The organism is Falsiroseomonas sp. E2-1-a20 (assembly GCF_051433195.1).
GTDB lineage: Bacteria > Pseudomonadota > Alphaproteobacteria > Acetobacterales > Acetobacteraceae > Falsiroseomonas.
This window is the reverse complement of the sequence record NZ_JBHMFT010000047.1, coordinates 1-23957: the sequence shown is the minus strand read 5'-3', so window position 1 is coordinate 23957 and position 23957 is coordinate 1. Positions and strand designations below refer to the sequence as shown.

At 65.4% G+C, this 23957-nt stretch carries 17 protein-coding genes and 4 pseudogenes; 12 read left to right on the top strand and 9 right to left on the bottom strand.

Annotation, left to right across the window (positions count from 1 at the left end; all coding sequences use genetic code 11):
- From ACFHPP_RS27115 to ACFHPP_RS27100, 4 genes are all read left to right on the top strand, one after another.
- Positions 1 to 870, top strand: an 870-nt coding sequence (locus tag ACFHPP_RS27115; RefSeq protein WP_437166360.1) for an AsmA family protein, incomplete at its 5' end; no start/stop codon positions are given.
- Between the two features lie 43 nt (positions 871 to 913).
- Positions 914 to 2755, top strand: a complete 1842-nt coding sequence (locus ACFHPP_RS27110; protein ID WP_437166359.1) for an ABC transporter ATP-binding protein/permease — start codon at positions 914 to 916, stop codon at positions 2753 to 2755.
- A gap of 604 nt (positions 2756 to 3359) precedes the next feature.
- Positions 3360 to 4430, top strand: a complete 1071-nt coding sequence (locus ACFHPP_RS27105; protein WP_437166358.1) for an IS630 family transposase — start codon at positions 3360 to 3362, stop codon at positions 4428 to 4430.
- A gap of 646 nt (positions 4431 to 5076) precedes the next feature.
- Positions 5077 to 6135: a YihY/virulence factor BrkB family protein gene (locus tag ACFHPP_RS27100; RefSeq protein ID WP_437166357.1), complete on the top strand. Its 1059-nt coding sequence runs from the start codon at positions 5077 to 5079 to the stop codon at positions 6133 to 6135.
- A gap of 452 nt (positions 6136 to 6587) precedes the next feature.
- Here ACFHPP_RS27100 and ACFHPP_RS27095 read toward each other — a convergent pair whose 3' ends face one another.
- Entirely contained in the window at positions 6588 to 8594 is a 2007-nt protein-coding gene (locus ACFHPP_RS27095) for an AI-2E family transporter (protein WP_437166356.1), read from the bottom strand.
- Positions 8595 to 8707: 113 nt separating this feature from the next.
- On the opposite strand from ACFHPP_RS27095, the gene ACFHPP_RS27090 reads away from it, so the two are divergent.
- Positions 8708 to 9787, top strand: coding sequence for an IS630 family transposase (locus ACFHPP_RS27090; RefSeq protein ID WP_437166355.1), 1080 nt, complete (start codon positions 8708 to 8710; stop codon positions 9785 to 9787).
- A 61-nt stretch (positions 9788 to 9848) separates the two neighbouring features.
- On the opposite strand, the gene ACFHPP_RS27085 is transcribed toward ACFHPP_RS27090, so the two are convergent.
- Positions 9849 to 10136 carry a hypothetical protein gene (locus ACFHPP_RS27085; RefSeq protein WP_437166354.1) on the bottom strand — a complete coding sequence of 96 codons (288 nt, stop codon included), beginning with the start codon at positions 10134 to 10136 and terminating at the stop codon, positions 9849 to 9851.
- A 167-nt stretch (positions 10137 to 10303) separates the two neighbouring features.
- Between ACFHPP_RS27085 and ACFHPP_RS27080 the strand changes: the two genes are divergently transcribed.
- On the top strand, positions 10304 to 10678 hold the full coding sequence (locus ACFHPP_RS27080) for a recombinase family protein (RefSeq protein ID WP_437166353.1): 375 nt from the start codon (positions 10304 to 10306) through the stop codon (positions 10676 to 10678).
- Between the two features lie 111 nt (positions 10679 to 10789).
- Positions 10790 to 11662, top strand: coding sequence for an ATP-binding protein (locus ACFHPP_RS27075; RefSeq protein ID WP_437166352.1), 873 nt, complete (start codon positions 10790 to 10792; stop codon positions 11660 to 11662).
- Positions 11663 to 11691: 29 nt separating this feature from the next.
- Here ACFHPP_RS27075 and ACFHPP_RS27070 read toward each other — a convergent pair.
- The 5 genes and pseudogenes from ACFHPP_RS27070 to ACFHPP_RS27050 form a co-directional block, all read right to left on the bottom strand.
- A pseudogene (locus ACFHPP_RS27070) lies at positions 11692 to 12021 on the bottom strand (transposase domain-containing protein); the annotation flags it as partial.
- Positions 11945 to 12263 (bottom strand): annotated as a pseudogene (locus tag ACFHPP_RS27065) (transposase); the annotation flags it as partial. The pseudogenes ACFHPP_RS27065 and ACFHPP_RS27070, both read right to left, overlap by 77 nt.
- Before the next feature lie 23 nt (positions 12264 to 12286).
- Positions 12287 to 15001, bottom strand: a complete 2715-nt coding sequence (locus tag ACFHPP_RS27060; RefSeq protein ID WP_437166351.1) for a PAS domain S-box protein — start codon at positions 14999 to 15001, stop codon at positions 12287 to 12289.
- 258 nt (positions 15002 to 15259) lie between these two features.
- Positions 15260 to 15666 (bottom strand): annotated as a pseudogene (locus ACFHPP_RS27055) (transposase); the annotation flags it as partial.
- A 158-nt stretch (positions 15667 to 15824) separates the two neighbouring features.
- Positions 15825 to 19004, bottom strand: a complete 3180-nt coding sequence (locus ACFHPP_RS27050; RefSeq protein WP_437166350.1) for a chemotaxis protein CheB — start codon at positions 19002 to 19004, stop codon at positions 15825 to 15827.
- 318 nt (positions 19005 to 19322) lie between these two features.
- Between ACFHPP_RS27050 and ACFHPP_RS27045 the strand changes: the two genes are divergently transcribed.
- On the top strand, positions 19323 to 19940 hold the full coding sequence (locus ACFHPP_RS27045) for a chemotaxis protein CheB (protein ID WP_437166349.1): 618 nt from the start codon (positions 19323 to 19325) through the stop codon (positions 19938 to 19940).
- Between the two features lie 92 nt (positions 19941 to 20032).
- On the opposite strand, the gene ACFHPP_RS27040 is transcribed toward ACFHPP_RS27045, so the two are convergent.
- Positions 20033 to 20941: an AEC family transporter gene (locus tag ACFHPP_RS27040; protein WP_437166348.1), complete on the bottom strand. Its 909-nt coding sequence runs from the start codon at positions 20939 to 20941 to the stop codon at positions 20033 to 20035.
- 235 nt (positions 20942 to 21176) lie between these two features.
- Positions 21177 to 21257, bottom strand: a pseudogene (locus tag ACFHPP_RS27035) (IS5-like element ISMex42 family transposase); the annotation flags it as partial.
- Positions 21258 to 21703: 446 nt separating this feature from the next.
- On the opposite strand from ACFHPP_RS27035, the gene ACFHPP_RS27030 reads away from it, so the two are divergent.
- From ACFHPP_RS27030 to ACFHPP_RS27015, 4 genes are all read left to right on the top strand, one after another.
- Positions 21704 to 22135: a hypothetical protein gene (locus tag ACFHPP_RS27030; RefSeq protein WP_437166347.1), complete on the top strand. Its 432-nt coding sequence runs from the start codon at positions 21704 to 21706 to the stop codon at positions 22133 to 22135.
- Between the two features lie 251 nt (positions 22136 to 22386).
- Positions 22387 to 22917 (top strand): SOS response-associated peptidase, encoded by a 531-nt coding sequence (locus ACFHPP_RS27025; RefSeq protein WP_437166346.1) that lies wholly within the window; start codon positions 22387 to 22389, stop codon positions 22915 to 22917.
- The gene (locus tag ACFHPP_RS27020; RefSeq protein ID WP_437166345.1) at positions 22911 to 23189 is read left to right on the top strand and encodes an SOS response-associated peptidase family protein; all 279 of its coding nucleotides are present in this window, start codon (positions 22911 to 22913) and stop codon (positions 23187 to 23189) included. Before ACFHPP_RS27025 ends, ACFHPP_RS27020 begins: the two co-directional genes overlap by 7 nt.
- A complete protein-coding gene (locus ACFHPP_RS27015; protein WP_437166344.1) occupies positions 23186 to 23926 on the top strand; it encodes a hypothetical protein in 741 nt (246 codons plus the stop codon). Before ACFHPP_RS27020 ends, ACFHPP_RS27015 begins: the two co-directional genes overlap by 4 nt.
- The last annotated feature ends 31 nt before the right edge of the window (positions 23927 to 23957 follow it).

Genomic DNA, 23957 nt, shown 5'->3' with positions numbered 1-23957 from the left:
CCGGACGGGCCGATCAACCTGCCGAAGCTGCAATCGACCGATATCCGCATCAGCTACCGCGCCGACAGCGTCATCGGCCGCAACGTGCCCTTCGATTCGCTGGGCGCGGAGCTGGAGGTGAAGGAGGGCGTGGTGCATCTGCGGCCGCTGACGCTCGGCGTCGGGCGCGGCCAGATCGCCGGCAACGTCACCCTGACGCCGGCCGAGGAGGGTCGCGTGCAGGCGGAGGCCGAGGTGCAGTTCCAGCGCCTCGACCTGTCGCGCCTGATGCAGGCGACCCGGACCTTCGAGGGTGCCGGCACGATCAGCGGCCGGGCGCGCCTCCGAGGCACCGGCAATTCCTTCGCCACCATCCTCGGTGCCGGCAACGGAACGCTGACGCTGGCGATGTCCGGCGGCAATCTCTCCGCGTTGCTGGTGGATCTGTCGGGTCTGCGGTTGGCCAATGCGCTGCTGTCCTCGCTCGGCGTGCCGGGGCGCACCGCGGTGCAGTGCTTCGTCGGCGACCTGGTGCTGCAACGCGGCGTGCTCAACCTGCGCACCGTGCTGCTGGATACCGAGGACGTGCTGGTGGCCGCGACCGGCAGCGTGAACCTGGCGCGGGAGCGGCTGGACATTCGGCTGCGTAGCGAATCGAAAAGCTTCACTATCGGTACCTTGCCGACCTCCATCCTGATCGCCGGAAGCTTCCGCAACCCGTCCGTCGGGCCGGAGCTCGGCGAGCTTGTGGCGCGCGGCGGCGCGGCGGCAGGGCTGGCCGCGCTGCTGGCGCCGGTCGCCGGGCTGCTGCCGACCATCCAGTTCGGCATCGGCGAGGATAATCGCTGCGAAGCCATGGTCCGCCGCGGCGCCCGTCCTGCGGCGCGCTGAACCGCCTATCACCGCAACTCCTTCATCAAAGCGATGAACCCTCATGAGTGACCTCGTGCTGGCAAGCGGTTCACGAAAGTTCTTCCGCGACTTCGCCCGCCTTGCGACACCCTACTGGACCGAGAAGGGCCGCTGGCGGCCACGGCTGCTGACCGGCCTGCTGGGCCTGCTGGTAGTCTGCCAGATCGGCCTGGTGCTGCGGCTGAATGTCTGGAGCGCCGACCTGTTCGACGCGCTGGAGCGGCGCTCAACCGAACATGCCATGGCGCAGATCGGCATCTTCGTGCTGATCCTGCTCGGTACCATGGCTGCAAACATGGGCCACCTGGCAGTGCGCCGGCACCTGCAGCTTGACTGGCGGCGCTGGCTGACCGGCCGCGTCATCGGTCGCTGGATGGAGGCTTCGCGGCATTTCCAGGCCGGCCTGATCCCCGGCGACCACGCCAACCCGGATGGCCGCATCGCCGAGGATATCCGCGTGATGACGGAAGCCGCGGTCGACCTTGCCAGCACGCTATTCTATTGCCTGCTGCTGCTGGTCACTTTCGTCGGCATCCTGTGGTCGCTGTCCGGCTGGATCACCGTCGCGGGCATCGAGGTACCGGGCCACCTGGTGCTGCTCGCCTTCCTGTATGCTGGGATCGGCGCCGTCGTCGCCTTCGTGCTGGGCCGACCGCTGGTGCGGACCACCGACGTACGCCAAACCCGAGAAGCGAATTTCCGCTACGACTTGGTCCGCGCCCGCGAGAACGCTGAGGCGATCGCGCTGGCCCGTGCCGAGTTCGCTCAACGCGGCCGCCTGAGCACGGGGTTTGAGACCATCGCGCTGGCTTGGAAGGACCAGTCGGTCGGCTTGGCCCGACTGATCGCGTTCTCCTCGGGCTACGTCGCCCTGGCGGCGGTGTTCCCGATCCTTGTCGGCACGCCGCGCTTTTTGGAAGGCGCGCTGACGTTGGGCCGGCTGATGCAATCCGCGCAGGCCTTCCAGCAGGTGACGGCGGCGCTGTCCTGGCCGGTCGACAACCTGCCGCGCATTGCGGAATGGCGCGCCTCGGTGGAGCGCGTGCTGGCGCTGGAGGAAGCGGTGCAGGTGGTGGCGCTAGAATCCGCGCGGGTCGGCGACACGGCCATCAACATGGACCGCGCGCCCGGCCCCTGGCTTGGCGTATCCGACCTTTGGGTGGCGGAGCCGGATGGCACGGCGCTGCTGAACAACCTGACCTTACGGATCGAGCCCGGCGAACATGTGCTGGTGGATGGCGACCCGGAGGCCGCGGCGGCCTTCTTCCGCGTCGTCGCCGGCATCTGGCCCTGGGGCTATGGCCGCGTCGACCTGCCGGCGGATGCGCTGATGGTCGCCATCGGCCGCAGGCTGTTCCTGCCGCAAGGTACCTTGCGAAACGCCTTGGCGCTGCCGGAAGTGGCGGGCGAAGCTGATGACGGCGCCATCCTCGATGCGCTGTCTGCCGTCAGGCTCGAATGGCTTTCCGTCCGTCTCGACCACTCCGAGGATTGGGCGGAGGTGCTGAACGGCGCCGACCTGCAGCGCCTCGCCTTTGCACGCCTACTGCTGCTGCGGCCGGACTGGGTGGTGCTGGGCGATGCCACCGATGCGCTAGACCCCGTATCCGCCGATGCGCTGCTGCGGCTGATCGCGACACGGTTGCCACAGACGGCGCTGGTCGTCATCGGTCAGCACCCCGGCTCGGCCGAGGCCTTCGACAGGCGCCTGACGCTCGACCGCTCGAAGGCGGGAGAGGTGCTGCTGAACAAGGTCTATGCCCGCCGCCAGGCGGCCCGCGAGCCGCGTCGCCGGCCGCTGAAGGTCCTGGATTGGCTACGCAAGGGCTATCCGGCAGACGGGCCGAGCACCACGCATGGGTAATGCGGCGCTGGTACCAGCCGCTATGGGAACTGGCCCCGAGCGCGTCACGTGCCTCGACGAAGCCGTCCAACCTGGCCAAGACATGTTCCGCTTACCAGCCGTCATAGGCATGCGCCTCCGGCGAACGCGGCATCTCCGACCACATCGCCACCATCTCCAATTGACTATCCCGATGCCGTCCCGTCGCCATTTGGAATCCGCCAATCTCGCCAGCAGATCGAGAAATCCAGCCAGACCTGATTCATCATCGGCAGTTACACTGCTGCGATGGCGTAATTTCACTAGCCCGTTGACAGGCCTCAAGCGACGTAGGACAACTTTGTTTGTTAACCTAAGATCAACCCTTTTGAAGGCGCCATGCCATGAACTCGATGACCTCTCTAGCCCGCGTCCTGAGCGTGGTTGGTGCAGCCTTCCTGATCACCGCTTGCACCACCGTCACCAGCCCTCCTGCCGCCCAGCCGGCGACGGTCGTGATGCAGCCGGCGCCAGTTGTCGCCGCACCGCCGCCAGCTTCGACGACAGTCACGGTGCGGCCGAGCTACTAGTGCACTGACCCAAACGGAGGATTCACAGCGGGCCGCTGCGGTGGAATTCTCCGGCCATGGCCCAGACCGTCAGTGTCATCGTTGGATCGGACGACCGCGCCCGGCTTCGCGCGATTATCGGCGACAGGAACCGCCCGCTCAAGCACACACAGCGGGCCAACATCATCCTGCTGTCCGCTGATCGGCTGCCTGTCCTGGAGGTGGCCCACCGGTCGGGCATCAGCCGTCCCGCCGTGTGGCGCTGGCAACGGCGATACGCCGAGCAGGGCATCGATGGGCTGCTACGTGACAAGACGCGCCCGCCTGGCCGTGCGCCGCTGGCCACGACCATGGTCGCCAAGGTGCTGGCCCTGACCTGCGCAGAGCCGCCTGGTGCCGTGACGCACTGGACCGGCCGGGCGATGGCCAAGGTGGTCGGCATCAGCCTGAGCGCCGTGCAACGGATCTGGCAGGCCAACCGCCTGCAGCCGCATCGCCTGCGCACCTTCAAGCGCTCGAACGACCCCGCCTTCGCCAGCAAGGTCGAGGATATCGTCGGCCTCTATGTGGACCCGCCCTGCCATGCGGTGGTGTTGTCGATCGACGAGAAGAGCCAGATCCAGGCGCTCGACCGGACCCAGCCCGGGCTGCCGCTCAAGCCCGGCAAGTGCGGCACGATGACGCACGACTACAAGCGCCATGGCACCACCACGCTGTTCGCCGCGCTCAACACCCTCGACGGCACCGTGGTCGGCCGTTGCATGCCGCGGCACACCCACAAGGAGTTCCTCCGCTTCCTCAACGCCATTGAGCGCGCTGTCCCCGCTGGCAAGGTGATCCACGCCATCCTCGACAACTACGCCACCCACAAGCATCCGAAGGTCCGGCAGTGGTTGGCCGACCATCCGCGCTGGGTCTTCCACTTCACGCCAACCTCGGCGTCCTGGATCAACGCCGTCGAGGGCTTCTTCTCGGCGATCACACGCAGGCGCATCCGCCGAGGGGTCTTCAAGTCGGTCCCCGACCTGCAGGACGCCATCACCCGCTACATCCGCGACCACAACAGGGACGCCAAGCCGTTCGCCTGGACCAAGCCCGCCGACACCATCCTCGGCAAGCTGGCCAGGCTCCCTGCACCTTCCGTCTGAGTCAGTGCACTAGTCTGGCCGCGGCAACATCCGGAGCCTTCGCACGGCCCAATCGGGCCGCTGCGCTTCGTCGCCCACTACTGGGCAAGCGCAGCACGGCAAGGGCGCTCCGGCCTTTGCCTCTTACCACGGCACGCGCCGCCTGGTGCGTCCAGCGCGCGACGCTGCTGATCGCCAAGCTCGACCGCCTGGCACGCAACGCGCTCCCTGCTCGGCTTAGTTGAGGGCAGCAAGGGGAAGGGCGTTCTCCGAGGTGCCCACCGTGCGGCCCAGCCCGGTCGGCAAATTTCTCGTTACGCAAATGGCCGCCGCCGAGCTTGAGGCCGGCCTGATGAGCCAGCGCACTCGTACTGCGCTTACCATTGGCAAAGGCAGGGGCATCGCGCTTGGCACCCGCGCCCGCACGCCCGACGAGGCGCGTGAGGCAGCCGCGGCGAAGCAACGGCTCTCATGCACCCGCGCTACCGACGTGCTGCCCTACGTTGAGGCGGCGCGGCGTGCCGGTGCCGATTGTGGAGGCGCCTGGCATGCAGTCTCGTGCTCAACGATGCTGCCGGAGCGCCCGAATGCTTCCTGTTGGTCCTGACCGATAAAAATCTGCAACAAAATCAATTTGGGTGCATCTACCATGGGCAGGCTTTGGGTGTTGCTGAAGGATACTGGCGAGGGGTTCATTTCAGATGACGCGCTGACACGTGGTGCAGGCATCGCCTATTTCATGCTGTTCGCGATCGGGCCTCTTTTATTCATCGCCACCGGCATCGCGAGCTTCGTGTTCGGCCGAGATCAAGTCGATGATGCCATTGCTGCGCAGATGACTGAAATGTTGGGCAACCAAGCCGCGGGCGCGGTCAGCAAAATGGCTGAAGGCGCATTGGGTAGCGCCCGTGGCGGTTGGGCCATCGCAATTGGCCTTGGCACATTGCTGCTTACCGCCGGCGGTGCATTTGGCGCTTTGCAAAATGCGCTGAATGCCGTCTGGAAGACCGAAGTACCGGACGCTGGCTCGATCACGGAAACCGTCTCTCGTTTGGTGAAGGCCAAGGCTGCGGCGATTGGTTTGGTCGCAACAACAGGCTTCATCCTGATCGCATCTCTTGCTGTCAGTGCCGCAATTGCTTCGTTTGGCCTATGGCTGGAAGCCGCGCTCCCGGGCGGCGCCATCCTCGCCTTCGTGCTGAACCTGGCCGTGACAGTTGGCATACTGACACTCCTGTTCGCGGCCATCTACAAGGTGCTACCCGACCGGAAGCTTGCCTGGCGCGACGTTTGTGTAGGCGCATTTGTCACTGCGGTTTTGTTCACCGCCGGCAAGACCCTGATTGCGCTCTACATCGGACGAAGCGATGTAGCTGCAGGTTTCGGTGCAGCAAGCACAATCATCATCGTTCTGCTGTGGCTGTACTATTCGGCACTGATTTTTTTGGCTGGGGCAGAGTTTACGCGGGCCTGGGCCAACCTCAATGGCAGCAAACAGGCAGCGCCAGTGCCCGCGAAGGCGGGCGAGGCGGTGATGGCATTAGGCGCCGGCCACCACGGGCCACAACACCGGGACGCGCTTGAGCGTCGACGACAGCCAAGTCCAATCATTCAGGTTTTTATCGCCCTCCTCCCGCTCGTGATCGCAGGAGTAATCAATGCGGCAATGGAGCGTCGATCGCGGGCGCCAAGCCATCGCGAGCGCCCGCCGCGTCGCGGGTGGTAGGCGGCTTTTCGGTGATTCTTGTAGGCGCCACGATACCAGCGTTCAGCCAGCCGGATGAGCCAGTCCTATATCAGATGGCGTCGAGCAGCAGCAGGACAACCAAGGCCAGGACCGTCCAAGTTACGCCAGCGCGGCAGATGCAGATCAGCCGCGTTGTTGTTCCGGTAGATGCCGCTCAGGATGGGGCGGCCCGGAGAGCTCCAGCAAACTGGCTCGGCAGATGAAGAGACCCTCTGTGCGCCACTGCGGCAATGCAGCCATGCTCCCAAGCCGGTGCTCAGAAGTCTGTCCCTCCCGCATGGAGCGGGAGGGACTTTGATGTCAGCGGTTGGTGGTACCGAGTGTACGGCTGACGGCGGTGCCGGAGGAGTTGGCGCGTGTACCGTCGGACTGGCCGGGTTTATGAGCGGTCATCCTGAAACTGCCCGCAAGCTCCAGGCGCGCTGGCGTCGTCACACAGCACCAGCTACTTCAGGTAGCAGCCGCAGCGCCACCCGCGCCGCGGTGTTTAATTCCCGCTCCACAGCAGCGGCGCCTTCGGCGCGCAACGCCTCCGACAGGCGACTCTCTGGCGCGCCCACCACTAGCGCCGCGACCGCCGTGCCCGGGAAACGGCGCTTGAGGCGGCGCAGCAGGTAACGGGCGGCTGCGGTCGAAGCTCCGCCATCCACCGTGCACAACCAAGCCTGCCGCACGCTGCCCGGCTCGAAGCCTGTGAGGTCGCCACCACGCAGCAACTCGGCCGATTTCGCCACGGCACCAAAACCTCGTTTCCGCAGCACCTGCGCCAGCATCGCCGCCGCCGCCTCGTCGAAGGGGCCGCGCCCGGCTAAGCAGATGACAGCACCAGGCAAAGCTAGGCCCTCCGGCGGCGGCGGGTCGGCAAGTGCCGGTGCAGCATCCTCACCATCTGGTTCGGCCAGCGGCTTCTCCGGCGGCAGGTCGTCGGCGACCTCCTCCTCCAGGTCCTCGACCAGTGTCATGATCCTGGCCCGCACCGCTACCAGGCGCTCCTCCTCGAAACTGCCGTGCAGCGCATCTACCTGCGCCAGCGCCAGCGCCGGCAGCGCCACCTCGTCGTAATAGGCAGACAGGCGATGATCGCGCAGCACCGTCTCCGCCTGCTCGGTCAGCGCATCCGACTCGCCCGATAAGGCGCGCTGGTAAAAGGTTTCCGGCGGGTCCAGCGGTGGCCGGTCGCCCAGCGCCACTTCTAGGAACTCGAACCGCTCTACATGCCGCCCCAGCACCACCAGGCAGACGGTCAGCGGCACCGAAAGGATCAGCCCGATCGAACCCCACAACCAAGTCCAGAAGGTGGCGGCGGCGATTACGGCGACCGGTGACAGACCAGTGGAATGGCCAAAGACCAGCGGCTCCAGAACATGACCCATCAGGCCCTCGCTGATGGCGAATAACACCAGTACCATCAGCGGCATGGTCCAGCCGGGCTCCACCGCCAGCGCCAGCAGCAGCGGGAAGGCGACGGCCACGATAGTGCCGACGAAGGGTACGAAGCGCATCAGCCCAGCAACAATACCCCACAGCACTGGCTGCGGCACGCCGATCAGCAGCAGCGCTACCGTGATGAACACGCCATAGGCGGCGTTCATCGCGGTCTGCGCCAAGAAGTAGCGGGACAGGCGATAGGCGGCATCGTCCATTGCCGCCATGGTGCGGTGCAGGTCATCCGCACCGACCAGGCGGATGACCCGGTCGCGCAGGTCCTCGCGATACAGCAGCACGAAGATCACCAGCACCACGACGATGCCGAAGGTGGCGAGCGGAAGCAGCAACGGCTGCAAGATGCTCTGCAGCAGCACGAACGGCTTCGGGGCGGGAGACTGGATCTCCACCGGCAGCGGCCGCACCGTGTCGGTGGCGACTGTCGGCGCGGGCGCTGCCTGTTCGGCGCCCGCGGCCAAGCCCTGGAGCATCCCCTGCGCCTGCTCCACCAGCCCGCCACTGGCATTGATGGAGGCAAGCTTGCGCGTCAGCTCGTACTGATAGAGCGGGATATCTGTAGCGAGTTCGCTGAGTTGAAGCCCGATCACCAGCCCCAACATGCCCATCACGGCCACTGCCGCCAGCACCGCGGCCAGTACTCCGATCACGCGGGGGATGCCGATGCGGCGCAGCGCGCCGGCGATCGGCGCCAGCACGAAGGACAGCAGCACGGCGAGTGCCAGCGGCACCAGCAGTTCGCGCGCAAAATACAACACCGCGACCACCACCAGCGCGGCCTGTGCGATGGCGGCGCCATCTTTGGGCACGCCAGCCGGGCGAACACGCCGGTCGGCGATGGGCAGCAGCTTGGGCATGGGAGGTACTGTCCTTCGGTCGCGCGGCGGCTGTCTTGAACCGAAACACCGCCATGCCAAACCCGTTTCCGGATTGTGCGACGACGCGATGGTTTCTCTACGCTCTTCCAATCCCTCCGCCGGCTTTTCTGCTGGCATGAGGAGGTGTGTGCGGCGGAGAGAAGGTCGGCCACTGGAGCGGCGGCATGGATCTAATGGACTGCCCCATTCAGAGGATTCCCTGAACGGGTAGGCTGCTTCAAGCTCTTGGAATGAGAGCAGGCATCGTCGTCTTGGTTACGCCGCAAGATCGCATTCGCCTCGAAGCGATCGGCGCGGATCGCAACACACGGCAAAAGCACGCGGCCCGCGCCCGGGTGATCGTCGCCACCGCCGACGGATGCGGGACCACCGAGATCATGCGCCGCTCGGGCCTGTCCAAGCCGGTGGTCTGGCGGTGGCAGGAACGCTTTATGCGGGAGGGCGTCGACGGGCTGCTGCGCGACAAGACGCGCAAACCCGGCAAGCCGCCGCTGCCGGCTGAGGTAGTCCAGCGCGTGATCGACATGACGCTCGCCGACCCGCCTGGCGAAACCACGCACTGGAGCTTCCGCGCGATGGCCAAGGCGGCTGGCATCGGCGCCGTCAGCGTGCAGCGCATCTGGCAGGCGAACGGCCTGACGCCGCACCGGATGAAGACGTTCAAGCTCTCCAACGACCCGAAGTTCGCCGAGAAGTTCAGCGATGTCGTGGGCCTCTACGTCGATCCGCCTGCCCATGCCGTCGTGCTGTCGATCGACAAAAAGAGCCAGATCCAGGCGCTGGACCGCACGCAACCCGGTCTGCCGATGAAGAAGGGTCGGGCCGGGACGATGACCCACGACTACATCCGCAACGGCACCACCACCCTGTTCGCCGCGCTGAACGTGCTGGATGGCACGGTGATCGGCCGCAACATGCAGCGCCACCGGCATCAGGAATTCATCCGCTTCCTCAACCAAGTCGAGGACGCGGTGCCGGCCGGCAAGACAGGCCACGCCATCTTCGACAACTACGCCACCCACAAGCACCCCAAGGTGCGCGCCTGGCTCGCACGCCATCCCCGCTGGACCTTCCACTTCACGCCTACCAGCGCCTCGTGGCTCAACGCCGTCGAGGGCTTCTTCTCGGCACTTACCCGGCGCCGGCTCAAGCGGGGGACGTTCTGCTCCCTCGTCGACCTCCACGCCGCCATCAACCGCTACGTCGCCGAGCACAACAAACATCCCAAGCCCTTCGCCTGGAGCGCCGACCCCGATCGCGTCCTCGCCGCCATCAACCGCGGGAAGCAAGTGTTGGAGTCACTCCACTAACAGATGTAGAGCGATGTGACATTCTTGGAATATAAGTAACTTACATTCAGTGCAAACCTTGCTAAAACGCTAAATTGTCAAGGTCATGAACGAAGCGAACGTTGCGGAGAGGTCTGAAGCCGCCGGGTGGCGGCGAGGCGGCTGCCCAATCGTAATTGCCGGTGAGCGAGATGTGCTCGCAGCCGAATGGCACGAGGTGGGCCAGCATCTCGTCGGACACGGCCACACCCTCGACGAGTTCAAGGTCAGCCTCCTCCAAGACGTTGTGCGGGGCCATTTTGGCGCGCTCAGTTGGGATGCCGAACAGGCGCGAGCGCGCTTCGGCAGACAGCAAGGTGCGGCGGGGCATGGCGTCGGCTCCGGAAGGCCGCCAAGGCGGCGTGATGTCACACAATCGTGCTGCGGGGGCGCGCAGCGCAAAAACCCCTGACGAGTTGTGTGACAGGGTGACCGTGCTGGGGCGCTACTGCCTCATCGCGTCACGCAGCTAATTGTTTGAGGAGCGGAAGATCCGACGTGCTGATCGGCTACATGCGCGTGAGCAAGACGGACGGCAGCCAGGCGTTGGACCTGCAGCGCGACGCGCTGTTGACTGGCGGGGCAAATCCGGCCCGGCTGCACGAGGACCACGCCTCCGGCAAGCACGACAGACGGCCCAAACTGCCTGCCAAGCTGAGTCTTGCTCAGGCCGCTATGGGTCGGCGAGAAACCAAAGTAGGAAAGCTATGCTTGGAATTGGGGATCACCCGCCAGACACTCTACAGGCATGTGGACCCCCAAAGGCGGCTCCGGCCAGACGGCGAGAAGCTGCTTTGTCAGCGGCTCGCAGGGCAGGAACAGTCGACGCCGGCGCTCGCGAGCGGAACGGGAGCGTGTGAGCGGCATGGCTGACGTCGAGCAGATGGTCATGCGCCAGCGGGGCTGACGCGGCGCCTGCTCGCCTTTGCGCGACGGCAGCCGATCGAGCCGAAGCCGGTCGATGCAGATGTCCTGATTGGAGGGTTGGCGGACCTCATCCGCCGCACGATGGGACCTGCGATCAGCGTGGATATGCGTTTGCGCGACGGCATCGGCATCGTGCTGTGCGACACCAACGAGTTGGAAAGCGCGTTGCTGAACCTCAGCATCAACGCGCGGGACGCCATGCCGGAGGGAGGTCGGCTTGCGATTGACACAGACGTGGTGGACCTTTCTGCGGCGGACATTCCGGATGGTGACGTTGAACCGGGCCGCTACGTGGCGGTCTCGGTCGCGGACAGCGGAATGGGCATGCCACCCGAAGTGCTCGCACGGGTGTTCGACCCGTTCTTCACCACAAAGCCGCAGGGCGAAGGCACCGGTTTGGGTCTGAGCCAGGTCTGGAGTTTCGTGAGACAGTCGGGGGGGCTGGTGCGTATAGAGAGCACGCCGGGACAGGGCACGACAGTCCGCCTTCTTCTGCCGCTGCACGACAAAATGCCGGCGGTTAAAAAGCCAAAAGCTAGACCGCCATCCCACGCCGCCATGCGCGCTACCGTGCTGCTGGTCGATGACGAAGATGGTGCACGCCAGCCAGCCGCCGACCGGCTGCGCGAACTTGGCTACGTCGTGCTAGAGGCGCGGGACGGGCCGGGCGCGATGCAGATCCTGGCGTCCGAACAGCCTGACGTGCTGGTCACCGACGTCGGGCTTCCAAACGGCATGAACGGGCGGCAGATAGCCGAGGCGGTGCGTGGGCGGCTACCGGGGCTGCCGGTGCTGTACATCACCGGCTACGCCGTCACGCCGCTGCCGCTGGGCGCCGAGGTGATCGGCAAACCCTTCGAACTCGATGTTTTGGCGCAGCGCGTTCAAGCTATGCTCCGGGCGGATCGGCAAGGAGCGATGCGGATTTGAGCACTTAGCAGGCTGCGAAAACGTAAGCGTCAGCCGGTCCCCGCAGGTGACGCGGCGGGCGTGAAGTTCCACGGCAGGAGTTCGTCGAGGCGGTCGATGGTGTGGCCGCGGGCGAGGCGGTCTAGCACGGCGGCGATATAGGCTTCTGGATCCAGGCCGTTCAGCTTCGCGGTCTCGGCAACGGTGTAGATGATGGCGGCGCGGTCGCCGCCTGCGTCCGATCCGAGGAACAGAAAACTCTTCCCCGTCAAAGCCTTGCCGCGCAGCAGCCGCTCGGCGAGGTTATTGTCGATTGAGAGCCTGCCGTCCTCGAGATAGCGCGCCAGCGCCTCCCATCGGTTCCAGCAGCTTCGGCAGGCGGCTCAGGTTGTAGGCCGCGACGCGCAGCGTGGAACTCCATCCGACCCGCTCCAGTCCGCGTGACGGGTGCGGCGCATGCTGCAGATCTCCTTGCACCCGCCGAACACTTCCTCAATCCTTGCGGCTCGGCTGGCTGGCCGCGCAGCCGGGGTGCCGGGTGGTCCGCCTGACGATCGCCGAGGGCCTACCGTTCGTGCTGCGCCACATGCGGCGTGACGCCGGCCATCATCATCTCTGCAAGGCTCTCAAACAGGCCGGCCCATATCACTGACTTGATCGCAGCGCTGCCGACAACCCCTCGACTGAATAAGGCTTTTGAAGCAGATCAAAGCCCTGAGTGCCACCTTCGGCAATCACGTGGCTGTAACCACTGGTCAAAATCACACGCAGGTTGGGCCAGCGGCGCCGGATTTCCTGACCGAGTTCTATCCCGCTCATCCCGGGCATGACCACATCCGAGAACACCACGTCAAATCGGATCGCATCCCGCTCCAGGATGCGCAAAGCAGCATCCGCATTGTACGCCCATGTCGTGTCGTAGCCGAGATCCTCCAGCAGTTGCCTGGCAAAGTCGCCGACCTGGGTGTTGTCCTCGACCAGTAGTACGGTCTTGCGTCCCTCTTCGGGCAGCCCCGCTTCCGCGTCCGATGCCTTGGGTCGGCTTACTGCTTTCGCCTGTGCCCTCGGAAGATAAAGCGTGAAGGTGGTACCCTGCCCCATCTCACTCTCGACATGGAGTTCCCCACCGGACTGCTTGGCGAAGCCATAGACCTGGCTGAGACCAAGCCCCGTACCCTTGCCGACTTCCTTGGTTGTAAAAAACGGCTCGAAGATCCTGCCTATCACCTCGGGCCTGATACCCTCTCCGGTATCGGATACCGAGACGGCCACGAATTCACCCAGGGTACCCCCATGGCTGCGGGACGGAGGCACTTCGGAGGCCAGCCACGTCCTAAGGGTCAGGTGGCCCTCGCCGTCCATGGCGTCCCGCGCATTGACCGCGAGGTTGACCAGGGCCGTCTCGAACTGGTTCGGGTCGGCCTCGACGGCACAGCCCTCGCAGTTGATGGGCGTCTCGATGGTGATGCGCGTGCCCACCAATGGTCGGATGAGGTCGGCGACGGCCTGGAGCCGCTCTCCGACAGCGAAGGCCTCAGGCTTGAGAGGCTGGCGCCGGGCAAAGGCGAGAAGCTGCCCCGTCAGCTTCGCCGCCCGGTTCGCGGTATCCGCGATTGCCGCGACGTAGCGCCGCCGCCTCTCCTCTGAAAGGTTGGAGCGGCCGAGCAGGTCCGCCGAGGAGCGGATGATCGTCAGCAGGTTGTTGAAGTCGTGCGCCACGCCACCGGTAAGCTGGCCCACCGCCTCCAGCTTCTGCGATTGGCGCAGTGTGTCCTCGGCCACCATCAACTCAGCTGTGCGCTCCGCAACCCGGCGCTCCAGTTCCTCGGCTGCGAGGCGGGCTTCGGTGATGTCCACGTTGCAGCCGGTGTAGCCAAGGAATTTGCCTGCGTCGTCCGTACGCGGGACGCCTTCGCAACGGAGCCATCGCACTCGGCCATCCCGGTCCCGTACGCGGGTTTCGGTGTGGAATGGCGCCCGCGTCCGAAAGGCTGCAAGGAAGCTTGTGGTGTACCGATCGAGATCCTCGGTCAGCATGGTACTGGCCCAGCCATCTCCCAGCATCTCTGCTGCGGGACGCCCGAACATATGGCCGTAGTGCATGTTGGCGAAGGTGACTTGGGCAGTCTCATCCGTCATCCAGATCAGCGCCGGGGCACTATCGGCCAAGTGACGGAACCGTGCTTCGCTCTCACGCAGAGCCCGTTCGGCCTCACGGCGTGCAGTAACGTCCAAGGCGAACTCGACAACCTCGTCGCCCACCCGGCGGGCAGCCGACAGGCCCCACCAGCGCGAGCCGTCCTTGCGGAGGTACTGCTTTTCATAGGGCGTGGTCTCGCCAGTCGCGGTCACCTCCGCGATGACCTGCAGCGAGGATGGATGAAATTCCGGCGGGGTCAGCTCTTGCCAGGTCCTTCCCATTGCTTCGTCGCGGCTGAAGCCGGTCATTTGCAGGAAGGCGTCGTTCACCTCCGTGAGGCCGAAATCGGGGCCCCAAAACATCACCCCGACGGTTGAGATAGCGAAGGCGGTCCGAAGCCGTTCCTCGCTTCGATGCAAAGCTGTCTGCACTGCATGGAGCTCGGTGACGTCGCGGGAGGAAGCCAGCAGCAAGCCGGGCTGTTCCTCGCTGCCTGGCACCATGGTGACCTGCACGTCCCACCACTTCGGCGTCCCCTTGGCGGTTGGGCAGAGGCCTTGGAAGCGGCCCAGTCGACCGGCTGCAGCTTCGGCCAGAGCGGTCTTGACTTTGCTCCGCTCGTTCTCGGGCCAGAGAGACACCCAAGGCTTGCCGCTGATGTCCTGGAAGTCGTCGATCTCCGTCAGCCTCAGGCCAGGGCCGTTCATGAAAGTTACCCGCCCATCGCAATCGAGGAGCTTTAGGCAGTCGGGATTGCTTTCCAGCACGTTGATCAGCAGCAGCTTGCTGGCCTCGAGCCGCTGACCGGCCTCGTGCTGCTCGGTGCGGTCACGGACGATCTTGCAGTAGCCGATGTGCTCTCCGGTATCGTGGTCCTCGAGCCGGGTCATCGATCCCGATCCCCAAAACCGGGAGCCGTCCTTGCGGCGATGCCAGCGTTCATCCTTGGCGTGACCCACGGTCCGCGCCTGCGCCATTTCCAGGTTGCACGCCTCCTTTGCTCGCTCCTCGGGCGTGAAAATCATGCAGGCATGCTGGTCGACCGCCTCGGCCTCGGACCAGCCCATGACGCGCTCGGCCGCGCTGTTCCAGCTCGTGATGACGCCGTCGAGGTCGGTCGTGAAGATTGCAAAATCCGTGGCGCTCTCGATGACCAGCTCGGCGAGGCGGCTCGGGCTCAACTGGCGCACTCGGAAGGTGCTAGGCGGCCTGCCGTCCATCAGCCTGCTCGCGCAAAAGCTGGAGACCTCAGCTTGGCATGGGTGGATCGGCTCCGCGTCGGCACGCCCAAGCAGGTCCAGGGCGGTGCGACGGCCTTACCGGAAATCCGGTGGACGCCAAGAGCGGCGAACCACGGGACGAAGATGCGGAGTCTACCTGTCGAGGGGAGGTTAAGTCTGTGAACGGGCATGCCGGCTCTATAACGTGATCTCACAAGGTCGTCATCATGGAGGACCCGGCGATGTTTGCAATAGAATTTATTTATCGATTCGTCCTGGTTGGCACTCTTGCAAACGACGCGATCGGCGGTTGTGCTGCGTCCAGTGCCAGGCGAGGTAGTTGCGGCACTCATTCGGGCTGAAGCTGTCGGGCATGTGGCCGATGGCGCCCGGAGGGCTTCTCAAGTCCGAAGCGCGGCCTTTCGGAGCAGTGCCTTGAGTTTGGCGAAAGCCTGCTCGATTGGGTTCAGGTCAGGGCTGTAGGGTGGCAGGTAGGGGATGCTGGCGCCGACGGCCGCGAGGGCCTCACTTACGCCAGCGACCTTGTGAACGCTGAAGTTGTCCTCAACGACGACATCGCCCTTCGACAGCGCCGGGGCCAGGAATTGTTCGACGTAAGCTCGGAACGCCTCGCCGGTCATCGGCCCGTTCAGCTCGACCGGCGAGCAAGGCACGCACCAATGAGGGAGATCTATGCGCCTGGCGGCATCGACAAGTGCCAGCCGCCGGTGCCAAGCTGCGCGCCTGCGTGAACAATGTGGGTGAGCTGCCGCGCTAGGAGGCAAGCTGCACGCCCACCTCTGGCGCAGAAGCAACGGCGGCCTCAGCCTAATTCCTTCTGATTGCTGCCGTGTTCCGCAAGGACATTCAGCGGCAGCTCGATCCTGCTTTGCAACCCGGCCTCATTGAAGTCGACATCGAAGGTCCCACCGAGATCGTGGCGCAGCTGCCGCTCGATCAATTCAGAACCAAAGCCTCGCCGCTCGGGCAGCATGGTGACCTTTGGTCCACCAGTTTCGGTCCAGCGCAGCACCAAGCGGGCCGCGGCGCCAGGGCCCTCCTTCGACCATTCGATGGTCACGCGGCCACCCTCCGTCGAGAGAGCGCCATGCTTGGCGGCATTGGTCGCCATCTCGTGCAGGATCATGCCCATCGACAAAGCGGCCTTGGGCAACAGCCAGACCGGCGGACCCCGGGTCACGAGGCGGCCGGGCCCGACCGCATAGGGCTGCAACTCCTTCTCGATCAGGTCGGCCAGCGGCACGTCACTCCAGCCACCCAGCGAGACCAGTTCATGCGCCCTTGCCAGTGCCCGGATGCGGCCGCCGAAGGTCACGCCAAAATCCTTCAGGCTTACCGCCCGGCGCAATGTGTGCGTGGAGACGGCCGAGACCACCTGCAGCATGTTGCGCACCCGGTGGTTCAGCTCGTCCACGAGCGTCCCGAGCAGCTCGCCTTCCACCACCTGGGTGATGTCGAAGAAGGTGACGACCACGCCGTCTATCGTCCCCTCCCCGGTCGTGTAGGGCAGCATCCGCATGAGGTAGTGCGCGTCGCCACCACGGGCGATGACACGCCGCTCCACGGGCACGCGCCCATCCAGTACGCGGCGTGCCTCCTGTCCAAAATCCACGCCGTCGATGTGGCTGGTGAAGCTGCTGAGGGGACGGCCGCGATCGGAATCGACCAGGTCGAAGATCCCGGTGACCGCCGGCGTGAAGTTCCGGATCACCAGATGCCGGTCGAGGAACAAGGTCGCCACCTGCGTGCTGTCGAACAGGTTCCGCAGGTCCGTATTGGCGAGATCGAGCTGCTCGATCTTGGTGGAGAGTTCGAGGTTGGTGGTCCGCAGCTCCTCGTTAACGGATTGCAGCTCCTCCTTCGAGGTTTCCAGCTCCTCGTTGATGGACTGCAGCTCTTCGTTGACCGAGACCATCTCCTCGTTGGCGGATTTCAGCTCCTCGGTCGCCGTCTCATACTCCTCGGCCATCGACTGCAGGCGCTCGCGCGCCTCGCGCAGGTCCTGCTCGAGAAGCTCGATGACCTGGTCCCGCGGCGCCTCCGAAGCATCGGGGCCGGGAAGGTCCTGCCGCGGGACCGGCGGTTGCACGTCGGCGAAGACCACCATGAACAGGGGATCATTCCCGTCACGTGGCGGCAGCGGCGATACGGTGATCGCAACCGTCTGCCGCAGGCCGTTGAACTCCACCTCGACACTGGGCCGCGTCGCCGGGCGTCGCTGGTCGATCGCCTGCCGCAGCGCCGAGCGCAGATCCATCCGCAAGCCGCGGCGGGCCATCGCCAGAAGCTGCCGGCTGGGTATCCCCGCCGCCGGTTCCAGATACTTCCCGAGGTTGGCCGTCTGGTAGACGATGTCGCCCATGGCGTTCACCAGAAGATGCGGCGGCGCGAAGTGCTCGGCCGCGAAGGCGTGCGCCATCTGGTGTAGTTCGGCGGCGCCTCCAGTGCTCGGCCGACTCAGCGGTGCCATGGAAGGCCAGCTCTGCCGCCCCCCTTGTACCGGGGGCTGGATCCGGATCGGCAGGCCCGGCACCAAGCTGTCGCGGCGCTGGAAGATCCGGTGCGCCTTGTCCTCCGGCTTGAACAGGTCGTCATGGCGGGTTGTGGTTTCCGAGACACCCAGGAACAGGTAGCCCTTGGGCCGCAACGCATAGTGGAACAGCGGGATCACCTGCTCCTGCAGCTGGCCGCCCATGTAGATCAGCAGGTTGCGGCAGGAGACCAGGTCGATGCGCGAGAATGGCGCGTCGCGGATGACGCTGTGCGACGAGAAGACGCAGAGATCCCGCGTTTCCCTGGAGACCGCGTAGGTGGCACCATCCGTGACGAAAAAGCGAGCCAGACGCTCCGGCGAGACGCTGGCCATCATCGAAGCCGGGTAGCGACCGCCCCGCGCCACCAGAAGCGCTGCCTCATCAATGTCAGTGGCGAAGATCTGGATCCGCGGGCCGTCGTTGCGGTCCGCCAGTTGCTCGCGTGCCAGGATGGCGAGCGAGTAGGCTTCTTCGCCGGTGGCGCAGCCCGGCACCCAGATGCGAACGGTGTCGTCCGCCCCGCGGTCTTTGAAAATGGCGGGCATGACGCGATCGGTTAAAGCCGAAAAGGCAGCCGCGTCCCGGAAAAAGCCGGTGACGCTGATGAGGAGGTCGCGAAACAGCATCGCCGCCTCGTCCTCATCCTGACGCAGCAGGGCGATGTAGGCGTCGATATCTTGCACCGCGCGGACCTGCATGCGGCGCTGCACGCGACGGAAGAAGGTCTTGGCCTTGTAGCCGCCGAAGTCGTGACCGACCCGCATCCGCAGGATGGCGCTGATCTCGTCTTGCCTGGTGGCGGCCTGGTTGGCGCTGCCGGCCCTCCGGTCCTCCTCGGCCGCCAAGTCCAGCCCGTTCTGGTGCTGGGCCAGCTCCGCGAGGCGGACGGGGATCTGGTTGGAGGGCAGCACGAGGTCGACGACACCGCTCGCGACCGCGCTATTCGGCATGCTGGGATAGCGCGGCACGGTGCCGTCTTTGCCCTGGGCGATCGTCAGCCCGCCGCCTTCCTTGATGGCCTTGAGGCCAAGCGTGCCGTCGCTGCCGCTGCCGGACAGCACGATGCCGATGGCTGTCTCGCCCTGGTCTTCGGCGAGGGAGGCGAAGAACAGGTCGATCGGCTGGCGCTCGCGCTGGTTCTCCGGGAGTTGGCGCCGCAGGACCAGCCTACCGCCGGCGAGGGTGATCAGGGCGTCGTTCGGCAGCACATAAGCATGGCCGGGCTGAACCACCTCGCCATCCCTCGCCGGCACCACGGGCATGGCGGTGCATTCGCGCAGGATCTCGGGAAGCGCGCTGTCGTGGCTGGCGCCGACATGCGTGACGACGATGAAGGCCATTGGCAGGGCGGGGTTCGGCATGGCGCGGAACAGTACCTGCAGGGCTTCGACGCCGCCTGCCGAGGCGCCAATGCCGACGATCGGAAAATTGGGCGTTTGTCCGTTCATGACACCAGCCAAAGAGCGGCTACGTGATGCTCGGTCATAACGGGAACGCAGCCATCCCGTCCCTCGCCGCTGAACTTCGCCACCGACCTTCTCAACGAGAGCTTAGCGGCCAAACTTTGGAACATTGCATGTAGCAAGATCTGTGACCCCGTTCTGCTCGCGGCTTGGCTGGACTTAGGAAATCGTGGTGGATCGTGCGTCAGGACAAACCGCAGCACTCAACTTACGTTAAGGCGGACGACCACCCTGAAAACATGATCAGGCTCTGAAGACCGACCTTCATTGCGTAGATCAGACGCCGGAAGGACTATAGATCAAATGGAGGAAGAGCCGCCGCCATTCATTGTTGCGATTGGCGCGTCTGGCGACGAAGGTCTGAACGACATCAAAGCCTTGTTGGCTTCGTTTCCGCATCCAATCAACGCCATCGTGATGGTTGTCTTGCATCGGCCGAGTGAGCGGATCAGCGCGTTGCGTGACGTCCTGGCCCGTCGCGCTGGCATTCCAGTGGTGGTGGCTGAGCAGGCAGAAACCTTCGAAAAAGGCGTCTGCTACATCGGCGAACCTGATCAGCACCTCACGCTCGGGTCACGCACCAGCGTGGTCCTTGTCGATGGCAGCGACAACAGGCTTCGCAACCGAACTATCGACACGCTTTTCATATCTCTCGCCAAACATGCTGGCCGGCGGACGATCGGCGTGATCCTGTCGGGCTCGCTGGATGACGGATCTCGGGGCATCGCCGCGATCCACGAGGCTGGGGGCCTCACCATGGTGCTCGACCCGAAGCACAAGCCGCGCGGAATGCAGCAAAACGCCATCGACTATGACGGTCCCATCAGCGTCATCGGGACGGCCAAGCGGATTGGCGGCATCATCGGCCATCTGGTCTCCGAACCTGGCTTCAGCCTGCGGCATACGAGGAAGAACGATTAGGGACTGTTAGCGCCTGAGCGTGCGGCGCGGTTAACCCTGGGCGGTAAGTGTGCCCGACCTTCGATGTTCTGGCGGCACTGCGGATAGTGCGCTCAAGTCGAGAGGATCCACCACCAAGCCGTAGCGGTAACCAGCGAGAGCGGGATGCCGAGCCCTACCATCAGCGTCATCAGGCGAGGATTGAGGCCGTACTGCATCGCCATGATGGTCCCGTCGATCTGCGGGCCCATCGCCGCTTCGAAGATGCTGACTTCCACCACCTTCCCGGAAGCGCCCATCGCGCCGATCACCACCGTCGCGACGATGGCCGGGCCGAGGGCCAGCTTGAAGCCGAGCCCGGCCACCAACTCCTGCCTGAGGCCGCTTGCATCCCCGAGGCGCAGCTGGAAGCCGACGGACACGAGTGCGAGCGGGACCAGGGTGCTTCCTAGCCGCTCCAGCACCGTGAGGGCCGGCTCGGGCAGGCCGACCTGCGCCAGGGCAAGCGCCAGCACCAGCGCCTGGAAGGGCGGGAAGACGAGGACCCTGCGCGCGATGTCCAACGCGGCGACCGCCTCCGGCTTCGATGAGTAGACCATCGCTACGACCACCCCGACCGTGCTGAGCACGAGGTAGGTCCCGAGCTGGTCAACGATGATGCCGACCGACAGGAAGGCCGGGCCGTAGAAGGTCTCGATCATCGGCAGCCCGATGAAGGAGGTGTTGGCGAGGCCCTCCGCCAGCATCAGCCCACCCGTGGTCTCGCGCGACCAGCGCGCCAAGCGGGAGACCGCCAGGAAGAAGACGATCCCCGCCGCGAAGAGGATCCAGGGCGTGAGCGCCGCCCAGGCCAGTCCCCAGTCGAAGGTCACGTCGTGGAGTTGGCGAAGGATCAGCGCCGGCAGGGCGACGTTGATTACGAAGCCGTTAAGGGCCTGTGGGGCGTTGTCGGGCAATCTGCCGGACCACCGCAGCGCGATGCCAATGGCGAAGCAGAGCAGGAGCAGGGCGAGGTTCGTCACGGTTCGCTATCCTCCTGCTAGGAGGACCCGGGCCGCCCAAGACAGCCAACAGCTCAGCGTCATGCCTCCTGCAGCAGGATGCCATCTCCGGTTCCCCCCCGTTCTGCGGCATTTTTTTTCGAACGTCGGTTTTCTCTCGGGGAGGAAGCTACCAGTCGAGTTACATCTCGGTCTATGAGCCCGCAGAATTGTTGTCCCGTCCGCGGCAGTTTCGGCTCTGTGCGGCCGCTTCGCGCCTGAGCCAGTCGGCGGTGGCGGCGAGGCAGAGGACGCCGAGGAAGGACGCGGCAGTCTTCTCGTAGCGGGTAGCGACGGCTGGGTCTGGGGCAGTGAGCGGGCCCCTAATTGTGTTCACTATTTGTTCGATTGCCTGCATGATCGCCTGATGCCGCACCACCTCCCTGCCCAGCCACGACCGATCATCTCGGAGCCCGCCCGCGTGACCGTGCCAGCAGGCTGGTCAGGACCGAGGCCCTGCGCTGCAAGCCTGGATGGGGCGGAAATCCTGGCGGCGGTGCGCGCCCAGCATCCGGCTTGGCCGCTGACGCTGGCCCGCGAGGTCGCGGCGCGGCGGCTTGGCCAGGCGCTTGTCGAGGAGGCGCCTCTCCAGCCACAGATAGCCCCGCCTGCGGCTCTGCTCCGCGCCCTCGCTTCCCCCGTCGCCGCCGATCCCACATCAGTCGAGCCGTACGTGGCTGCCCATGCTGGTGAGGCGTCTACGGCGCCCCGTTCCGGGGGGGGCGGTGAGACAGGCGCGGCGCCATGAGCGCCCCCGCCCTTCTTGATCCCGAGGTCCTCCGGCGGATGCGGGAGATCCTCGTCGCCGCCATCTCCACCCGCTCCGCCAGCCTCCGCGAGGCGGCCGCCGAAGCGCGCGGCCTCGCACGCGGCCTCTGCCCCAGGCTGCCGACCGCAGCGCTGGACGAGGCGGTGACGGCGCTGCTGATTGAGCTCGACGGCTATCCGCCGCCGGCACCGCCGGACCTGGATGGCCAGGGCCTGCGTCCGGCTGATCCCGCGGAGGTGGCCGACAGCTTGGCTTTCGCCATGCGCTTCGACGAGCGCGGCAGGGCACGGCGGACCGGCGTCGAGTACGCCTCGAAAATTGCCGCCGAACAGCTGGTCAAGCGCCTCCCGGCCAGCGGCTTCGTGCTGATGCGCCGGGCACCCACCGCCCCGCATGGCACGCTGTAGACCGCCGGCAAAACCCCATCCCGAGCGATCCCGCTTTCGGCTTCACCGTCGAGGACCTTGCCCGTGACCAGGCGCTCCGGCTGCCCTGCGCCTGCCGCGTCCGCACTTTCAGCCGGCGCGACCTGGTGGCGCTGGTCGGGCGCGACGTCCGGCTGCACCTGATCGGGCTGCGCCGTGAGCTTTGGTGCGGCGAGTGCCGCGAACCGCCCCTGACCGGCTGGGTTATCACCAGCCGGCGGAGGAGTGCTTGCATGGCAGCCTGGGATCGGAACCCTGAGGGTTGGCTGAACCTGGTGGCGTGCAGCGAGTGTCCTCGGAAGGCCGAACCCATGGAGGCTGGCGGCATGTGCGGGCGCTTCACGCAGCGGTACACCTGGGCGGAACTCCATGCGCTGCTCGACTTGGTCGGGGCGCCGCGCAACCTCCGCCCCCGCCACAACATCGCACCCACGACCAGCATCGACGTGATGCGCGCGGGCGAAGCCGGCCGTGAACTGGCCTCGATGCGCTGGGGCCTGATCCCGGCCTGGTGGAAAAAGTCCGCCAAGGAGGTGCCGTCGACCTTCAACGCCCGCGCCGAGACGGTGGCGGAGAAGCCGATGTTCCGCGACGCCTTCAAGCGCCGCCGCTGCATCATCCCGGCGTCAGGCTTCTACGAGTGGACCGGCGAGAAGAAGGACCGGCAACCGCATCTGTTCACCGCCGCGGATGGCGCGCCCGTGCTGGCCTTGCCGGCCTCTGGGATCGCTGGCGCGACCCGGCCGCGGCAGAGGAAGTGCTGAGCTGCACGATGATCGTCTGGGGCGCCAGCGCCTGGATGGAGGCCTACCACGACCGCATGCCGGTGCTGCTGGGCCCGCCTGACTTCACCGGCTGGCTGGACGGGACGCTAGGGGCGGAAGCGCTTGGCCCGGCGCCAGCCGCTACGCTGCGAAAGTGGCCGGTGCCAAAGTGGACGACTGCCACCAGCGTAGGACAACCCTGTCCTGCGCCGGCAAATCATCGTGGAGCATGCATCGGCGCCGCTGATGGACAAGGGGAGGTAGCGAAATGAGCGAGAACGATGGCGCACCAAAATCGGTGCCGAGCAACACGGATGTCCCGCAGCCAGAGCCTCGCACGCGTACGGTGCCGCCACCCTGGATGAACCTGCTCGAGGCGATTGCGTGGATTGCCACTGCCGGCGCTCACACCGGGCTGCCCGATGTACATCCAGGTTTCCGTTGGCCCCCAACAATGGCCGATGATGGGTCGTACCTACCCCCGGCGCCACCACTGGTGATGCACGTAGCTGAGGCGCAGCGGCGCTTAGTGGCGGAATTGGCAGCCGGAAACTTGGTTGCCTATGGAGTGCTCGGCCCTGTTGGCAAAGTGCCTGCTGAGGGATTACCCAAAAGTATTCCTGCTATCGCATGGGGCGCGATGCCCGATGATCAAGCGGTTCGTGCTGTCATCAATAACAACGTGGCGATCCCGTACCTACGCCTGTCTGAGACAGAGTGTTGGTGGAGTCCGAAAATCAAAGCCGCGAATGTGGAGAGCCGGTGGCCGTTCGTCGCCGGCGTTGGAGCGGTAGCATCATGCGACGCGGCGTTGTCTGCCAAGCAAGCAGCCGCGATCGAGTGGATGCAGACGGCTACGGCATTGACAGCGATGAAGCGTGAAAACGCCATAAAGGAGTGCCGCAATGCGACAGGGTGTACCTTTCGCGAGGCAATATTTGCTTGGATGGCTCTGCCGTCCGACCGCCGTGGCACACGCGGCCGCCCAGGGCTCAAGGACGCGAATTAAATAGAACGTCCTCTGTTCTATTTAGGAGTTC